The following is a 17,951-nucleotide window of genomic DNA, read 5'->3' on the forward strand; positions in this document are numbered from 1 at the left end:
GCGTAATTTTCCAGTCAGGGAGTAATTTTCCGTGTTAGTTATTGTTGGCTATATTGTAATTTTAGGGTCTGTGTTTGGTGGCTATGCGCTAGCAGGTGGGCACCTTGCTGTTTTATTTCAGCCATTAGAGTTGCTCATGATCGGTGGCGCTGCTCTTGGTGCTTCTTTTGTGGGAAATAACGCTAAGAATTTAAAAGCAACAATTAAGACTCTGCCAAACGTTTTCAAGGGATCCAAATACTCAAAAGCTCTGTATATGGAACTGATGACCATGCTGTTCGATGTGCTTACAAAAGTTCGGAAAGAAGGGTTGATGTCGATTGAGGGTGATATTGAAAAGCCAGAAGAAAGTCCGTTGTTCAGTAAATACCCATCAATTGTCCATGATCATCACATGATGGAGTTTATCTGTGATTATTTAAGATTGATGGTGTCAGGAAATATGGATGCTTTTCAGATTGAAAATCTTATGGATAATGAATTGGAAACGCATCACCACGAAGGAGCAATGCCTTTTCATTTTATCGCTAGATTGGGAGATGGCTTGCCGGCCTTTGGTATTGTTGCTGCGGTAATGGGCGTGGTGCATACAATGGAATCTGTTGGTATTCCTCCTGCTGAATTAGGGATTTTAATTGCGCACGCTTTGGTTGGGACTTTTTTGGGTATTTTGATTGCTTATGGATTCGTGGCACCTCTGGCAAGTTTGCTGGAGCAGCAATTGGAGGAGTCATCAAAAACTTTTCAATGCATAAAAGTAACTTTGCTTGCCAGTTTAAATGGTTACGCCCCCGCATTGGCAGTTGAGTTTGGGCGCAAAGTTTTATATTCAACTGAGCGACCAACTTTCAGTGAGTTGGAAGAGCATATAAAACAATCGAAGTCAAAATAGTGAGTCTAGCAAGGTTTTCCAATGGCAAATGAAGAGCTGCGGCCGATAATAGTAAAGCGGATTAAAAAATCTGGTGGTGGTCACCATGGCGGCGCGTGGAAGATTGCCTATGCTGATTTTGTGACCGCAATGATGGCATTTTTTCTTCTTATGTGGCTTCTTGGTTCTACGGCGAAAGGAAATTTGCAAGGTATTGCTGAATATTTTCAGACTCCGCTAAAAGTCGCAATGGCCGGCGGTGATGGTAGCGGTGATAGCTCGAGCGTGATTAAAGGTGGTGGGAAGGATCTTAGTTTGCGTGAGGGGCAGAACCGCAAGGGAGATATCGAGTCGCAGAAACGCTCCTATAACCTTCAGGCTGCTGAGGCTGCGTTAGCAAAAGCTGATGCAGATAGGCTTAAAGCTTTGAAGGGGAAAATCGAAGCGGCAATTGAGTCCAATTCCACGCTGAAAATGTATAAAAAGCAGTTGCTGCTGGATATAACAACTGAGGGTTTGCGTATCCAGATGGTTGACGAGCAGAATCGCCCAATGTTTGCGTTGGCAAAGGCTGAATTGCAACCTTATACAAAAGAGATTTTGCATGAGATTGGCAAAGCATTAAATGAGGTTCCGAATAAAATCAGTTTGTCTGGGCATACTGACTCGGCTCCTTATGGTTTGGGGGAAAAGGGATACAGCAATTGGGAGTTATCTGCGGACCGGGCGAATGCATCCAGGCGTGAATTGATTTTTGGCGGAATGGACGAGTCTAAGGTTTTACGGGTTGTGGGTCTATCCTCATCTGTTTTATTTGACAAGCAAGACCCGCTCAATCCGATTAATCGGCGTATTAGTATTATCGTGATGAATAAGAAAGCGGAAGAATCTGCATCGCAGGATGGTGGTGCGGTTGAGGTAGTAAATCAGGCAGATTCAAGCGCTGAAGTTTCTGTTAAGTCTGCAAAGTAACTTTTAATTGCACTTAGCCATTGAAAAATTATGCAGAGAGGATGCTTAAGATGTCCGAAAAGAAACTGTTGAGTTCTCAGGTAAAGCAGTTGTTAACGGGAGTGTCAGATCATGGAAACGCCCATCTTTCTGAGGTTGAAACCGACTTGGCGCAAACAGCAATTTTGCTCGGTGAGGCCATTGAAAAACTTAGTGCCAGTTTTTTTGCGCTTCACTCTGCGATTTTGAGGGAGCAAGAAGAAATTCAACTGATCATTAATTCCGGTGTGATTCCTGAGGCAACAAGCGATAAATTGAAAACAATTCAAATTGAAATTGCTACCCATGTTAACGCCGCAGTAACTGGTTTGCAGTTTCAGGATATGACGAGTCAGTTACTTTCCCGCACGATGCAACGCTGCGAGGGGCTCCGAGAAGTGTTAACAACATTAGGCTTATTCGGGGGGGATGTCACACTGGATATTGACAGTGACGATATCGCTTGTCTTTTGAAAGAAACCACCTCACGACTCGAAAAACAGAGCGCTGATCTGCAGAATTTGTTGAGAAAGGTAGTTCATCAGAAACATTTGGAAAGCGGAGATGTTGAGCTGTTTTAAGTTGCACTTCAGGCTTTCAGGTATGTTGCATTTAATTCGAAAAATGGAGTAATTATGGCCAAAACGATTTTAGCGGTAGATGACTCTGGTTCATTGAGACAGATGGTTGCATTTAGTTTAAAGGCTGCCGGGTATCAGGTAATTGAAGCGGTTGATGGGCAAGATGGCCTTGAGAAAGCGAGGAATCAAGTAGTGGATCTCGTTTTAACTGATCAGAATATGCCAAGAATGGATGGGTTGACTTTAATTAAATCGTTAAGAGGATTGGCTACTTACCAAAGAGTGCCAATTCTGATGTTGACCACCGAGTCTAGCGATGACATGAAATCTAAAGGACGTGCAGCTGGCGCAAATGGTTGGTTAGTAAAACCTTTTGATCCGCAAAAGCTCACAGAAGTCGTTAAAAAAGTAATAGGCTGATTTCCAGTTTATTAATGTATATCCCGGAGTTTAATAATGACGATTGACATGAGTCAGTTTTTTCAAGTCTTTTTTGACGAGGCGGATGAACTTCTTGCCGAAATGGAAAAGCTGCTGCTTGCCGTCGATGTTTTGTCCCCTGAACCAGAGGACTTAAATGCTATTTTTCGTACAGCTCACTCAATAAAGGGAGGAGCATCTACTTTTGGACTTAATGACATGAGTGAAGTGACTCATGTTTTAGAATCCCTGTTAGATAAAATCAGAAAAGGTGAAATGGCGTTGACTGCTGAGCACGTTGATGCGTTTCTTATCGCAAAAGATATTCTGAAAATGCAAGTGAACGGTCATCGGCTTGGCACCCCGGTGGATCAGGATGCCGTTGGTGATGCCAGAATGCTGTTGCAATCTTTTTCAAATGAGGCCGCGCCAGTTGTCGCTCCGCCGCCACCAACTCCTGTTATTGAGTTGGATAATACTGAATATAAATCTGCATTCAAAATTGAAATGGCGGGTTTGAGTGAGAATGATGCGAAGGCGTTGCAAGTTGAGCTGGAGTTGCTTGGATCGATTTATAAGATTGAATCTGAATCAGATAAAACCATTTTTTATCTGAGTACAAACGAAGCTGCTGACGATATCGTTTCTATTTGCTTATTTATTCTGAATCCAGATTGCTTTACCGTTACAGAAGTGCCAGTTTCTGCGCAAGCTGCCGAGCAAAGTAAGGAAAAAACTGAAGATGAATTGGGGTACGGCTTTTTTGAGCCACTTGATTCTATGTTCCCTCCTTTAGAGTCTGCTTCGGATTCAGATAAATCCACTGAACTAACAATGCAAGCTAACAGTGTTGCTTCGCCTGCGAATCATGTAGAGAAGAAGAGTTCAGTAAAGAAAGACGCGGAAAAGCATATTGCCTCCCAAGAAACTTCAACAATCCGTGTAGGAATAGAAAAAGTCGATCAACTCATTAATTTAATCGGCGAGCTTGTCATTACTCAGGCGATGCTCGAGCAGCGAACACAGGAATTAGATCCTATCGTTCACGAGCGCATATTGGGGAGTGTCGCGCACTTGACGCGGAATACACGTGATCTGCAAGAGGCCGTCATGTCAATTCGCATGATGCCGATGGATTATGTTTTTTCTCGTTTCCCACGCATGGTGAGAGACCTTGCGACAAAGTTAGGTAAAAAAGTCGATTTCATTACCCACGGAGCATCGACTGAGCTGGATAAGGGGTTGATCGAGAGAATCGTTGATCCTCTGACGCATTTGGTGCGAAATAGTATCGATCACGGGATAGAAATACCAGCAATCAGAACGCAAAGCGGTAAAAGTGAAATTGGGAAATTATCTCTGTCGGCCGTTCATCAAGGTGGAAATATTGTCATAGAAGTGAGTGATGACGGTGGCGGACTGAATCGGGAAAGAATACTTTCAAAGGCTCGTGAAAATGGCTTAGTGGCGCCAGATTCGATGTCAGATTCTGATGTTTGGCAACTTATTTTTGCCCCAGGGTTTTCAACGGCAGAAATTGTGACGGATGTTTCAGGACGTGGTGTGGGTATGGATGTCGTCAAGAGAAACATCTCTGCGATGGGAGGTGTTGTTGATATTCGTTCTGCAATGGGGTTGGGTACTACCATAACGATTTCGTTACCGTTGACATTAGCGATTTTGGATGGGATGTCAATTAAGCTCGGTGATGAAATATACATATTGCCACTTGGTTTTGTAGTCGAATCTCTGCAACCAGCCGCAGTAGATGTTAAAGAGGTCAGTGGCAAAGGAACCGTTGTTAAGGTCAGAGATGAATACTTACCCTTAGTTCCTCTTTATCAGCGCTTTAATTTAACACCTAAATTTCTTAATCCGTCCGAAGGTATTCTCGTCATTGTTGAAGTGGATGGAAAAAAAGCAGCTTTATTTGTTGATGATTTAGTGGGACAACAACAAGTCGTTGTTAAAAATATTGAATCAAATTATAAAAAAGTGCCGGGAATTTCTGGGGCGACAATTTTGGGCGATGGAGGCGTTGCTCTTATTCTGGATGTTTCTGCATTGCTCCGGTCAAACAGATAGTCATAGTTAGAAACGTAAATAAAGGATTGAAAATGTCACAACCGACACAATTAGCCAACGAAACTAAAACTTCCGCTCACGAAGGAAATTCTGATGTCGCGGGCAATGAGTTTCTTGCGTTTACACTGGGAAATGAGGAATACGGCATCGATATTTTAAAAGTCCAGGAAATTCGTGGGTACGAAGCCGTTACCAGGATTGCAAATGCGCCCGACTTTTTGAAGGGTGTGATTAATCTGCGAGGAATTATTGTTCCGGTTGTAGACATGAGAATTAAGTTTAATCTCGGAAGTCCGACTTACGATCAGTTTACAGTTGTCATCATCTTAAACATTGAAGGCAGAATTGTTGGGATGGTGGTAGACAGTGTGTCAGATGTCACAACCTTGTTGCCTAGTCAGGTCAGGCCCGCGCCGGAAATGGGAACGACCTTCAGCACTGATTTTCTGATTGGTTTAGGAACGTTAGAAGATCGTATGCTGATTCTGGTCGATATAGATAAATTGATGTCTAGCCCAGAAATGGGGCTCGTCGATCAGTTAGCTTAAGTAGTAAATTTTTCTTTAAGATCATAATAAAAACAGAATAACTGTTTATCAGGGAGATAGTTGTGAATTTACGTAATTTGAAAATTGGTACTCGTTTAGCTTTAGGATTCGCCCTTATTCTTGGCGGTATTGTCGCGGTGATGTTGCTGGTCAATGCGTTGAATGCGTCGAATCGTAAAGATATGTCAGAAAGCCTGCGCTTGGCGAACCAAAAGCAGGCATTGGCTAATCTGATGAAAAGCTCTCTTTATGAAAGTGGTATTGCGATGCGTAATATCGGTATCCAATCGGATGTCGGTGAGATGCAAAAAGAAGAAGGACGAGTCAAGGTTCAGCGTAAGTTATACGATGATTCAAAAGAAAAAATTTCAGCCTTAGGATTAAGTGACGACGAAAAAAAGATCGTTGACGAGATAGCTAAACTAGATAAAGAGGCCTCAGGTCCTTTTAAAGATGCGGTTGGTCAGGCTTTGGCTTTTAACGCTGAGGGTGCCGTAAAAATAATTGCAACGGTTTTAGACCCAATTAGTAATAAACAAATTATTGAAATCAATAAGTTGGTTGAGTTACAAGCCGTCGCCGCTACTCAGGCTTTTGATCATGCAGATTCTGCAGCTAAAAAGTTGTCTTACATTCTTTATGTGATACTGTTTTTTGCGCTCTGTATAGGGGCATTGATTGCCTGGATACTGACTAACAGCATCACCAAACCACTATCTGAAGCGCTTGGTTTGGCTGAAACAGTTGCCAGTGGTGATTTGTGTAGTGATGTTGTTGTTGCCGGTAATGATGAAGTATCTTCGCTATTGCTCGCGCTCAAAAATATGAACAGCAGCTTGGCTGCAACCGTTGGCAAAGTAAGGGAAGGAACCGAAACAATTACTTTTGCAGCTCAGGAAATTGCGTCAGGAAATGCGGATCTTTCCCAGCGTACCGAATCTCAAGCGAGTTCTTTAGAAGAAACTGCCAGTTCTATCGAAGAGTTGACAAGTACAGTGAAGCAAAATGCAGATAATGCGCGACAGGCAAATCAGTTGGTCGTATCTGCGACCGGCGTTGCAGTTAAAGGGGGAGCGGTTGTCGGTCAGGTTGTGAATACCATGGGATCAATTAAAGACAGTTCGAGAAAAATTGTCGATATTATTGGTGTTATTGATGGGATCGCTTTTCAAACGAATATTCTCGCGTTGAATGCTGCGGTTGAAGCCGCCAGAGCCGGGGAGCAGGGACGAGGCTTTGCAGTTGTCGCCGCCGAAGTGAGAAATTTAGCTCAACGCAGTGCCGGCGCAGCAAAAGAAATTAAATCTTTGATTGACGACTCGGTTGATAAGGTTGATCAAGGAAGTAAGCTGGTTGATGAGGCTGGTAAAACGATGGATGAAATCGTCACTAGCGTTCAACATGTTGCCGATATCATGAGTGAAATAGCCGCTGCAAGTCAGGAGCAAAGTGCTGGAATTGAGCAAGTCAATCTGGCAATTACTCAGATGGATGAAATGACTCAGCAAAATGCTGCGTTAGTTGAGCAGGCCGCAGCTGCAGCTGAAAGTATGGAAGAGCAAGCTGTCGAATTGGCCAGAGCGGTGAGTGTATTTAAATTGTCTAATTCACTGCGGCCAGTGGCGAGGCCTGTCGCGCAATATCGTGAACCATCAGCCAAACCAAATCACACTAAGCCAGCGGCATTGCCTGCGGCATCAAAAAATACCGAATCTTCCAATGTTAAGAAGGTTGCTGCAGATGACTCATGGGAAGAGTTTTGATTTTTAATGAATGCGTGTTCGTATGTGGATTCGGGTGTTCTTTGGTGCTTAATAAGTTCTGAGTTTAGTTTTGAAAGTCTTTGATGAGAAATACTGGCGCAAAAGAAAGATCAGAAAATTCAAAGGAGTTTGAATTTAACTCTCGTGACTTTGATCGTGTGAGAGAAATGATTTACAAGCGGGCAGGCATATCTCTCGCCGATAGCAAGCAAGAGATGGTTTATAGTCGTCTCGCAAGGCGCTTACGGGCGACAGGAATAAATTCATTCTCGGATTATCTTAACAGTTTGGAGAGAGAGCACGACAGTTTGGAGTGGGAGGCGTTTACGAATGCCTTAACCACAAATTTGACTTCCTTTTTTCGGGAAGAACATCATTTTCCTATTCTTGCGGATTTTGTAAAACATCGTAAGCAACCGATTCAAATCTGGTGTTCCGCCAGTTCGACCGGAGAGGAACCTTATTCGATCGCCATGACTCTTTGTGAGGCCTTTGGTACTTTGCGTCCCCCTGCGCACATTGTGGCTACGGATATTGATACTAACGTTTTGAATACTGCGTCAAAAGGTGTGTATAACATCGATAGGGTAGAAAAATTATCTCCAGACCGGGTGAAAAAATTTTTCCTTAAAGGAAAAGGTAACCAAGATGGACTTGTCAGAGTAAGGCAAGAGCTAATCGATATGATTACCTTCAAACAGCTTAATTTGCTTGCTGATAGTTGGCCGCTGTCAGGGGAGTTTGACGCGATTTTTTGTCGAAACGTGATGATCTATTTTGATAAGCCTACTCAGGGCAAAATTCTCAGGAAATTTGTTCCATTAATGAAGCACGATGCATTATTGTTCGCTGGGCATTCAGAGAATTTTTTATACGTGTCGGATGATTTTAAGTTGAAGGGGAAAACCGTGTACGAGCTTTCTTCTGGTAATGCTGCCAATGGACGAGTTTCAACAAATCATTTGCACAAAGGTAGCTTATGAGTAAGTTGAGTGAAGAGCATTTTGCAACGAACGTATATTTTGATAGGACGTTTGATTGTGACGCTGCAAAAATTTTACCTGGAGAGTTTTATTTCACGAACAAAGATATGTTGATCGTGACGGTTCTCGGCTCTTGTGTTTCTGCTTGCATTCGTGATCGTGTGACTGGCGTAGGGGGAATGAATCACTTCATGCTTCCGGATACTGGTGGGGATGCTGACAATCCTGTTTCTGCCTCTATGCGTTACGGTACCTATGCAATGGAAGTGCTTATTAATGAGTTACTGAAAGCCGGAGCGAAGCGAGAAAACATGGAAGCAAAAGTTTTTGGCGGTGGAAATGTTTTGCGTGGTTTTACAGCTATCAACGTGGGCGAGAGAAACGCAAAGTTTGTCCTGGATTATTTAAAGGCGGAGCGCATGCGCGTGATTGCGGAGGATCTGAATGATATTTATCCTCGCAAAGTATATTTTTTCCCAAAAACCGGTAAGGTTCTCGTCAAAAAATTAAAAGTAGAACACAATGACACACTGAGAAAACGTGAGCAGGATTATGCAAGTCGCTTAAAAACGACCTCTGTGGGTGGGGAAGTCGATTTGTTTTAATTTTGACCTGAATTTTTTGTAAGCTTCAGGCGAATATGGAATTTTTCCAGATGAAAATAAAAGTATTAATTGTTGATGATTCGGCGCTCATTCGTAGCGTCATGAGTGAAATTATTCGTAGCCAACCGGATATGGAAGTTGTTGGCGTCGCGCCTGATCCGCTGGTTGCCAGAGAACTGATTAAACAGACGAACCCAGATGTTTTGACTTTAGACGTCGAAATGCCAAAAATGGATGGTTTGGATTTTCTTGAACGCCTGATGCGTTTGAGGCCGATGCCGGTGATTATGGTGTCTTCACTGACTGAACGAGGGTCGGAGATCACGATGAAGGCACTGGAATTAGGGGCGGTTGATTTTGTCTCAAAGCCAAAAATGTCGATTCAGAGTGGCATGCTTGATTATGCTGAGTTAATCGCCGATAAAATCCGCATTGCATCAAAAGCAAAAATCCGACCAAGAGTGCTTTCTGCTGTCGATCATACGAAAGATACACCGGGTGCTTTGCCATTGGTACGGAATCCTTTAACCAGTAGTGAGAAACTGATTATTATTGGCGCTTCGACCGGGGGTACCGAAGCGATAAAGAATTTTCTTGTGCAAATGCCGTCAGATTGTCCGGGTATCTTAATTACTCAACACATGCCAGAAGGTTTTACCCGCTCTTTTGCAAAGCGACTTGACGGTTTGTGTAAAATTTCTGTATCTGAGGCCGTGGGGGGCGAGCGTGTTTTGCCAGGGCATGCGTATATTGCACCAGGACATTCGCATTTACTCCTTGCCCGTAGTGGCGCTAATTATGTAACCCAACTCGATACCGGCGAGCCTGTAAATCGGCATCGCCCATCAGTTGATGTCCTGTTCCGTTCAGCCGCTGTTTATGCCGGTAAAAATGCCGTTGGTGTTATATTGACAGGTATGGGGAAAGATGGTGCAGCTGGTATGTTAGAAATGAAGAATGCCGGTGCTTATAATTTTGCGCAAGATGAAGCAACTTGTGTAGTATTTGGAATGCCTCGGGAAGCAATTGCAATTGGTGCGACACATGAAGTTGCACCCTTAAATGAATTGCCAACAAAGGTATTACATTATTTAGCAACACATGGAAGCCGTGCACTTAGGGTCTGACGGAGCGAGGAGACATGCTTTAATGCAATTTAACCCACCTCTTATTCTTAAATTGACCGATAATATTAGTAATTGTATTCAAAGAAATAATGGAGTAATTCATGGCCGATCAAAACCTGAAATTTTTAGTTGTGGACGATTTTTCTACTATGCGTCGCATTGTAAGAAATTTGCTTAAAGAGTTAGGCTACTCCAATGTGGACGAGGCTGAGGACGGAGCGATGGGGCTTGCGAAGTTGAAAAACGGTGATTTCGACTTTATTATTTCTGACTGGAATATGCCTAATATGGATGGCCTCACTATGCTGCAACATATTCGTGCTGATCCTGCACTTTCTAAAATTCCAGTTTTGATGGTGACAGCAGAGGCGAAGAAAGAAAATATTATTGCTGCCGCACAAGCGGGCGCCAATGGCTATGTTGTTAAGCCGTTCACTGCCGCAACCTTGGATGAAAAGCTTTCAAAAATTTTTGAGAAATTGGGTAAGAGCGCCTGATTTAAGCTGCTGCTAAATGTGAATGCATCTGGGTGGTTGGTTTATCGTCAGACTTTCTATTTGACCGTAGTCTTAGTTTTGTCGGTACTCTGTGACAGAGTACCTGCCAAATAGTCTTAAATGAGATGCTTGTCTTAGTCGGATGACTTTGAAAAAGTGACTGACGTTTTTAAATTGTCCGCAAAAACCTCGAGACAAAAAATGTTTTTGCCCATCAGTGAAATCAAATGACCTGTTGAATGAATTCTGTTCCTGATGACTTTGTCTTTGTGGTTAAATAAATAATAAATTCTATATGATTGAAGATAATTTCATCTTAAGAGAACCGTTGCTTGATCCTAAACAGCGTGTTATTGGTTTTCAGTTTTCATGGCAACAAGCGGATTCCAACGCTCAGGTAGATAGCCAAAATCTCGATTATTTATTGGAATTTGTTGCTGGTCATCTGAATGATGATGACGGTTTTTTACTTGCGGACAGCTTGGTGTTTCTTGAAGCATTGCCTGAATTATTGCATGCTGATGGACTCAAATCGTTTCCACCAAAAAATACAGTCTTGATTCTGCATAAGAAGTATTTTGCGGATGAATCTACACTGGCAGCAGTAAAGGAGCTGCGGGCTTTGGGCTTTGGCATTTGCCTTCGTGGGGCTGAAGTTACAACGTTGGAACGTTCATTTTTTGCGTTTGTCTCTCATATTGAAGTGCAGTTAAATGCGGCTAACTTTGCGTCTCAGGCAAAAGTATATGCATCGCTGAAGCAATCCTCGGTAAAGATGGTGGCGCGTAATGTGTCTACTTGGCAGGATTTTGATGCTTGCGCAGCTTTGGGCTTGGATAGTTTTGTTGGAAAGTTGCATTTGATTCCAAGACCAAGTTCCGCACCAAAAAGCTTGAATCCAGCGCAGACTACGATATTGCAGTTGATGGAAATGGTCAGAAAGAATGCGGATGTCCAGCAACTGGAGTTGGTTGTTAAACGTGATGCTACGCTGGCATACAAGTTGTTGCGTTATATTAACTCTGCTGGTTTTGGCCTGCGCACAGAAATTCAGTCGTTGAAGCATGCGGTGCAAATGTTGGGGTACAGTCCGCTATACAGATGGTTAACTGTTTTACTTGCAACAGCTAGTACGAGCGGATATTCACCAGTGTTGCTGGAAACAGCAATTGTCAGGGGGCGCTTTGCAGAGTTACTCGGTCAAATGAAAATGCCGAAGTCTGAAGCTGAGAATCTTTTTGTCGCAGGGATGTTTTCCTTGCTGGATCGCTTACTTGGTTTGCCTATGGAGGATGTACTCTCGACGATACAGTTGCCTGAAGTCGTTACAGAGGCATTGATTTCCAGGGGAGGGGTTTTTGGCCCTTACCTTGCCTTGGCAGAGGCATGTGAGTTGAATAGTATGCTGGTTGGTTCTTTGGCTGAGTCGTTAAAGATTTCGGCCGAGGACGTTAATACAGCTCATTTGGCTGCTTTAGTGTGGGCGAAAAATGTAGCGACAGCTGCATAACGATATTGATTGGCAAAAACGGCAAGCCTTCATGCTTGCCGTTTTTTTTATTCATTGATTTGATACAAAATTACTGATGAAGCGCGAGCATAACATTCAATTTCCAGAAATACCTCTTTGGTTGGTATGGGGTATTGTTTGTTATTTTGTGAGCTTTAAGTTGGGTAGCTATCCGATTCTGGATAACAACGAAGGATTGTACGCAGAAATTCCTCGTGAGATGTTACGTTCCGGTGATTGGCACCAGTGGATTATTCCTCATCTGAACGGACTACCGTACATGGAGAAGCCACCTCTTTTGTATTGGTTGACTGCCGTTTTTTTTGCAGTATTTGGTGAGTCAGAGTGGGTTGCCAGGTTGGTTCCTGTGTCCTCTGGTATTGGATGTGTGGGGCTGATTTTGTGGTTCACAAAATCGATAGGGCGAGAGTACGCTGGCAGGTTAGCAGCTATTGTGTTTATCAGCAGTCTCGGTGTTACCGCGATGTCCCGTATCCTGATGTTTGATATGTTGCTGACGGTATTGCTGACGGCGGCAGTGATGTCGGGATATCTGTTCTGCGTACGAAAACAACGTAAATTACTTTACGTCTGTATGGCCATGCTGGCACTTGCTTTGCTGGCGAAGGGATTTGTTGCGCTGATTTTATTTTTCGCGGTGATGGGCTCTTATCTCGCGTTAAGCTCGTCAACGTTGAAAAATTTCCTGTCGCGTTTATATGAATGTTTGCACTGGAAGGGTTTGTTGGTTTTTTTCCTCATTGCGACTCCGTGGCATATCGCTGCAATGCTGGTTGAGCCTATCTTCCCGTGGTTTTATTTCATTAACGAGCACATCTTAAGATTCCTGGGTAAGAGGGAGCCTCATGATTACTATGCAGGTGCCTGGTGGTATTACCTTCCACGGGCGTTGCTGTTTCTATTCCCATGGTCATTTTTTCTTCCGGTCTTAGCATTGGCCCGAACGAATATTGCGCGTCACCGGGATATACATTTGTTCTTGTGCATTGCCTGGCTGATACCTATGGTATTTTTTTCTGTGTCCAGTGCGAAGGCAAATTATTACCTCGTCATTGTGATGCCATTTGTGGCTATTCAACTGGCTATCATGTTGGAGGATGCGAAGTTTGGTGGTCAGTGGGGACTGGTAATTCCGGGTGTGCTGTTGTCAATTTTATTTTTTGCGCTGACCTGGTGGTTTTTGAATGGAAAAAACGAGGCCCTGAATGGCCTGTTTATTAAGGGGATTTTTACCCGGTATTTTGCGGAAATTTTGTTGATCACATCAATCCTGGTGACATTTTTCTCATTTCGCATACGTAAACTGGGAGTGTTGTTATACGTTTTGGTTCCGATGATGAGTTTGCCGGCCATGTTGCAAGTGATCGACGTGAGGCAAAATTATATTTCCACAAAAGCAGTTGCTGCATGGTTGAGGACAGATTTTCCTCAGTCTGAGGTTGTCTTATACCGTGTTTTTGAGCATCAATCTTCATTGCCATTCTATTTGAAATCTCCCGTTCGAATCGTTGATAGCCGAAGTAGTGATTTATTTTGGGGCAACAAGCTTCAAAAAAATAATATCGTGCTAAGTGATATGCAGTTTCAGAATCTGCTTGATAAGCAAAAGATTGCATTGATGGTTCTGAAAGAAGATTTACCTGATTTCAGACAAAAGAAGTATTTTTCTGAATTTAAACTAACAAGAGAATCTGGTAATACTCTGATTTTTACCAATTAATTCAGATATTTACTGAATTTAAAACCGACGCCTTCTGGAGCCTGTAAGGGCATCAAGGTATAATCACGGTTTTCTCATCCAACCTGCGATAGTTAGAGAGAAACTGTCTCCTGCTATTGCCTCAACTACTCCTCTAGCCATGTTGATATTGCCAGGCTCCAATGCCCTGTCTGTTTTCCGTACATCCAATCTTCTGAATCGTTTGCAGGAAGTCGATGCAAATATTATCGGCGTCACTGCAAGATACCAACATTTTGTTGATGTCAGCGTTGAATTGCAAAAGAATGATATTGAACGCCTTGAAGCCTTATTAGTTTATGGCGACCATTTCAATGGATCTCAGGACGGCGAAACTTTTATCGTGATCCCTCGTATCGGCACAATTTCTCCGTGGGCAAGTAAAGCAACTGATATTGCGCGCAATTGTGGTATGCATCAGGTGCATCGCATAGAGCGTGGTATCAGCTACTTTGTGCAAATGAAAACAGGATTTTTTGGTGGAACCAAAGAAGTGAAGCAGTCGTCGCGAGAAGCCATCGCTGCTTTATTGCATGATCGTATGACGGAAATGGTGTTGACGAATCTTGGTGATGCTGCTGCGCTGTTTTCCGAGTTGCAAGCAAAGCCTCTGGAATCTGTTGATATTCTGAGTGGTGGTAAAAATGCCTTACTGAATGCCAATACCGAGTTAGGTCTCGCCTTATCCGATGATGAAATCGATTATCTGGTAGACGCTTTTAATTCCGTCAACCGTAATCCGACAGATGTTGAATTAATGATGTTTGCACAGGCAAACAGCGAGCATTGCCGTCATAAAATATTTAATGCAGATTGGACCATTGACGGCGTTGAGCAAGATAAGTCTTTGTTTCAGATGATTAAAAACACCCACGAGCTGCATCCGCAGGGAACTGTCGTTGCTTACAGCGATAATTCTTCAATTATCGAAGGTGCAAAGGTTCAGCGTTTTTATCCTCGTGACAGTAAAACGGGTATTTATGCGTTGTCGGAAGAATTAACCCATATTCTAATGAAGGTGGAGACGCACAACCATCCGACCGCAATTTCACCATTTCCTGGCGCATCTACGGGAGCAGGCGGCGAAATTCGAGATGAAGGTGCGACTGGCAGAGGGGCAAAACCGAAAGCAGGTTTGACGGGATTTACGGTTTCTAATCTGTCACTGCCTGGCATGACTCAGCCTTGGGAAAACGCGACGGATTGTGATGGCGGCGCAAAAACAAAATCTGCGTACGGAAAACCCGACCGCATCGCTTCGCCGTTGCAAATCATGATTGATGGCCCCTTAGGCGGCGCGGCATTTAACAATGAGTTTGGTCGTCCTAATTTGGGCGGCTATTTCCGTACTTACGAGCAAAATGTTGCTGGTACTGTGTACGGCTATCATAAACCCATCATGATCGCTGGTGGTATTGGCAGTATTTCCGCCCAACACACCAAGAAAAATGATTTGCCGGTAGGCAGCTTGTTGATACAACTTGGTGGGCCTGGTATGCGTATCGGGATGGGGGGCAGCGCTGCTTCTTCTATGGCGACAGGAACCAACACAGCAGATCTTGATTTCGATTCAGTTCAGCGCGGAAATCCTGAAATGGAGCGGCGCGCGCAGGAGGTGATCAATTCTTGCTGGCAAATGGCTGACGCGAATCCAATTTTGTCTATTCATGATGTTGGTGCCGGTGGTTTGTCGAATGCGTTTCCTGAAATAACCAATGACGCAAAGCGTGGTGCCATATTTGATTTACGCAAAGTGCATTTGGAAGAAAGTGGTATGGCTCCAAAAGAAATCTGGAGTAACGAATCACAAGAACGTTATGTGCTCGCAATCGCTCCTGAGAGCCTGGAACTTTTCCGTGGATTTTGTGAGCGCGAGCGTTGTCCATTTGCTGTAGTCGGTACTGCGACAGAAGAGCGTCAACTGAAAGTGATCGATCCAGAACATAGCAATACACCTGTCGATATGCCGATGAATGTATTGTTGGGCAAACCGCCTAAGATGCACAGAAACGTTGAGCGCCTGCAGGCATCATATAAGCCTTTGGATTTGACGGGTATCAGTCTTGATGATGCGGCGGAGCGCGTTTTAAGTTTACCTACAGTTGCGGATAAATCGTTTCTGATTACGATCGGCGACAGAACAGTTGGTGCCACGACCGTACGTGATCAGATGGTCGGGCCATGGCAGGTACCTGTGGCTGATTGTGCCGTGACAACAATGAGTTTTGAGGGCTTTTTGGGTGAAGCAATGGCGATGGGGGAGCGTACTCCACTCGCGGTCATTAATGCGCCTGCTTCGGGTCGTATGGCCGTTGGTGAGGCGATTACGAATATTGCTGCGGCACCGATCAAAGATATCTCAGATATCAAATTGTCTGCAAACTGGATGGCGGCTTGCGGTCAGCCCGGTCAGGATGCAGCCTTGTTTGATACAGTGAAAGCCGTAGGGATGGATTTGTGTCCGGCGCTTGGCATCAGTATTCCTGTCGGTAAAGATTCGCTTTCCATGCGTACTACGTGGAAAGATAGTGGCGACAATAAGTCTGTCACGTCACCAGTGTCATTGATCATATCGGGTTTCTCACCTGTCTACGATGTGCGTAAGACACTGACACCGCAAATACGCTTGGATAAAGGTGATACAAGCCTGATTCTGATCGATCTTGGTCGTGGACGAAATCGCCTCGGCGCTTCGGCTTTTGCACAAGTGATGCAAGTGATTGGCAATGAGGTACCTGATGTTGACAGCGCCGCTGACCTCAAGGCTTTCTTCGCTGCTATTCAACAATTGAACAGTGAAGATAAATTGCTGGCTTACCATGATCGATCTGACGGTGGTTTGTTTGCGACTTTGTGTGAGATGGCGTTTGCTGGTCGCGCAGGGTTGGCGATTAATCTCGATATCCTGACGATGGAAACTGAGCATGCTGCTGATCAGGGCGATGCCAAAAATTGGGCTGGTCAAGTAGCGGAAAGAAGAAATGATCTGACATTGCGGGCGCTATTCAATGAAGAATTGGGCGCTGTGATTCAGGTGCGCACGGAACAACGCTCTGAAGTCATGGATGTTTTGCGCTCACATAATCTCGGTGCCTGTAGCCACATTATTGGTAAGCCGAATGCCAGTGACTCTATTGAGTTTTACCGTGACGTAAAACAGATATTCAAAAAACTCAGATCAGAACTTCATCAGACATGGAGCAAAACCAGTTGGCAGATTGCACGCCTGCGTGATAATCCGGCTTGCGCTGATGCAGAGTATGCCCGCATCAGTGATGTGCAAGACCCAGGGATGCAGCCTAAGTTGAGTTTTGATATCAATGATGATGTTGCTGCGCCCTTTATCGCTACCGGTGTTCGTCCTAAGGTGGCAATCTTGCGCGAACAGGGTGTGAATTCTCACATTGAAACTGCGTATGTTATGCATAAGGCGGGATTCGAATCTGTTGACGTGCACATGAGCGATTTGATTGCTGGTCGAGCGAATCTGAGTCATTTTAAAGGCCTGATCGCTGTCGGTGGCTTCTCTTACGGAGACGTATTGGGGGCAGGTGAGGGCTGGGCAAAAACCATATTATTTAATTCCATGCTGTCGCAGCAGTTCTCAGAATTTTTCCACAGAACTGACACGTTTGGTTTGGGTATTTGTAATGGTTGTCAGATGATGAGTAATCTGAAATCGATTATTCCCGGGGCGGAAGCGTGGCCGAAATTTACAAAGAATAAATCTGAACAATTCGAAGCACGTTTTTCCATGGTGGAAGTGTTGGATTCTGCTTCTGTCTTTTTCAGTGGCATGGCGGGGACGCAAACCCCAATCGCGGTCGCTCACGGCGAAGGTTTTGCTGACTTTTCCACGACCGGCGATATCGCTAAAGCACAAGTGGCAATGCGATTCGTTAACAATAGCGGCGATGTTACTGAAAGTTATCCGTACAATCCGAATGGTTCACCGCAGGGCATTACTTCTGTAACGAATCAGGACGGGCGTTTTACAGTGATGATGCCGCACGCCGAACGTGTATTCCGTACAGCGATTCATTCCTGGCATCCAGATGATTGGAGCGATGATTCCCCTTGGATGCGCATGTTCCGTAATGCAAGGAAATGGGTAGCTTGATTTGTGGTTGAATTAAGAAAGGGGGCTTTTGCCCCCTTTCTTATTTTTGTGACTTTGCTGATTTTATTTAACTGCGTAGAAAATAAAAAAGA

14 protein-coding genes are annotated in these 17,951 nt (G+C 44.1%); all 14 read left to right on the top strand.

Annotated features, from left to right (window positions below; all coding sequences use genetic code 11):
* Positions 1–31 precede the first annotated feature (31 nt).
* The 14 genes from motA to purL all read left to right on the top strand — a co-directional run bounded on the left by motA (position 32) and on the right by purL (position 17,859).
* Positions 32–892: a flagellar motor stator protein MotA gene (motA, locus tag KDM87_RS04710; RefSeq protein WP_186885550.1), complete on the top strand. Its 861-nt coding sequence runs from the start codon at positions 32–34 to the stop codon at positions 890–892.
* Between the two features lie 21 nt (positions 893–913).
* Positions 914–1,843, top strand: a complete 930-nt coding sequence (gene motB, locus KDM87_RS04715; protein WP_186885549.1) for a flagellar motor protein MotB — start codon at positions 914–916, stop codon at positions 1,841–1,843.
* 50 nt (positions 1,844–1,893) lie between these two features.
* Entirely contained in the window at positions 1,894–2,442 is a 549-nt protein-coding gene (locus KDM87_RS04720; RefSeq protein WP_212678027.1) for a chemotaxis protein, read from the top strand.
* A gap of 54 nt (positions 2,443–2,496) precedes the next feature.
* Positions 2,497–2,862 (top strand): response regulator, encoded by a 366-nt coding sequence (locus KDM87_RS04725; RefSeq protein WP_186885547.1) that lies wholly within the window; start codon positions 2,497–2,499, stop codon positions 2,860–2,862.
* 36 nt (positions 2,863–2,898) lie between these two features.
* Entirely contained in the window at positions 2,899–4,947 is a 2,049-nt protein-coding gene (gene cheA, locus KDM87_RS04730; RefSeq protein ID WP_212678028.1) for a chemotaxis protein CheA, read from the top strand.
* 32 nt (positions 4,948–4,979) lie between these two features.
* Entirely contained in the window at positions 4,980–5,495 is a 516-nt protein-coding gene (locus tag KDM87_RS04735; RefSeq protein ID WP_212678029.1) for a chemotaxis protein CheW, read from the top strand.
* A gap of 62 nt (positions 5,496–5,557) precedes the next feature.
* Positions 5,558–7,258 carry a methyl-accepting chemotaxis protein gene (locus tag KDM87_RS04740; protein ID WP_212678030.1) on the top strand — a complete coding sequence of 567 codons (1,701 nt, stop codon included), beginning with the start codon at positions 5,558–5,560 and terminating at the stop codon, positions 7,256–7,258.
* 83 nt (positions 7,259–7,341) lie between these two features.
* On the top strand, positions 7,342–8,241 hold the full coding sequence (locus KDM87_RS04745) for a CheR family methyltransferase (RefSeq protein WP_212678031.1): 900 nt from the start codon (positions 7,342–7,344) through the stop codon (positions 8,239–8,241).
* A complete protein-coding gene (cheD, locus tag KDM87_RS04750; RefSeq protein ID WP_186885542.1) occupies positions 8,238–8,846 on the top strand; it encodes a chemoreceptor glutamine deamidase CheD in 609 nt (202 codons plus the stop codon). The genes KDM87_RS04745 and cheD overlap by 4 nt, the downstream gene beginning before the upstream one ends.
* Before the next feature lie 50 nt (positions 8,847–8,896).
* Complete coding sequence (locus tag KDM87_RS04755) at positions 8,897–9,973, top strand: protein-glutamate methylesterase/protein-glutamine glutaminase (protein ID WP_212678660.1); 1,077 nt, start codon at positions 8,897–8,899, stop codon at positions 9,971–9,973.
* A gap of 101 nt (positions 9,974–10,074) precedes the next feature.
* Positions 10,075–10,470: a chemotaxis response regulator CheY gene (cheY, locus tag KDM87_RS04760; protein WP_186885540.1), complete on the top strand. Its 396-nt coding sequence runs from the start codon at positions 10,075–10,077 to the stop codon at positions 10,468–10,470.
* A gap of 295 nt (positions 10,471–10,765) precedes the next feature.
* The gene (locus KDM87_RS04765) at positions 10,766–11,980 is read left to right on the top strand and encodes an EAL and HDOD domain-containing protein (protein ID WP_212678032.1); all 1,215 of its coding nucleotides are present in this window, start codon (positions 10,766–10,768) and stop codon (positions 11,978–11,980) included.
* A 76-nt stretch (positions 11,981–12,056) separates the two neighbouring features.
* Positions 12,057–13,721 (top strand): ArnT family glycosyltransferase, encoded by a 1,665-nt coding sequence (locus KDM87_RS04770; RefSeq protein WP_212678033.1) that lies wholly within the window; start codon positions 12,057–12,059, stop codon positions 13,719–13,721.
* A 139-nt stretch (positions 13,722–13,860) separates the two neighbouring features.
* A complete protein-coding gene (purL, locus tag KDM87_RS04775) occupies positions 13,861–17,859 on the top strand; it encodes a phosphoribosylformylglycinamidine synthase (RefSeq protein ID WP_212678034.1) in 3,999 nt (1,332 codons plus the stop codon).
* Positions 17,860–17,951: the final 92 nt, after the last annotated feature.

The organism is Cognatundibacterium rivi (assembly GCF_018139565.1).
GTDB lineage: Bacteria > Pseudomonadota > Gammaproteobacteria > Burkholderiales > Burkholderiaceae_D > Undibacterium > Undibacterium rivi.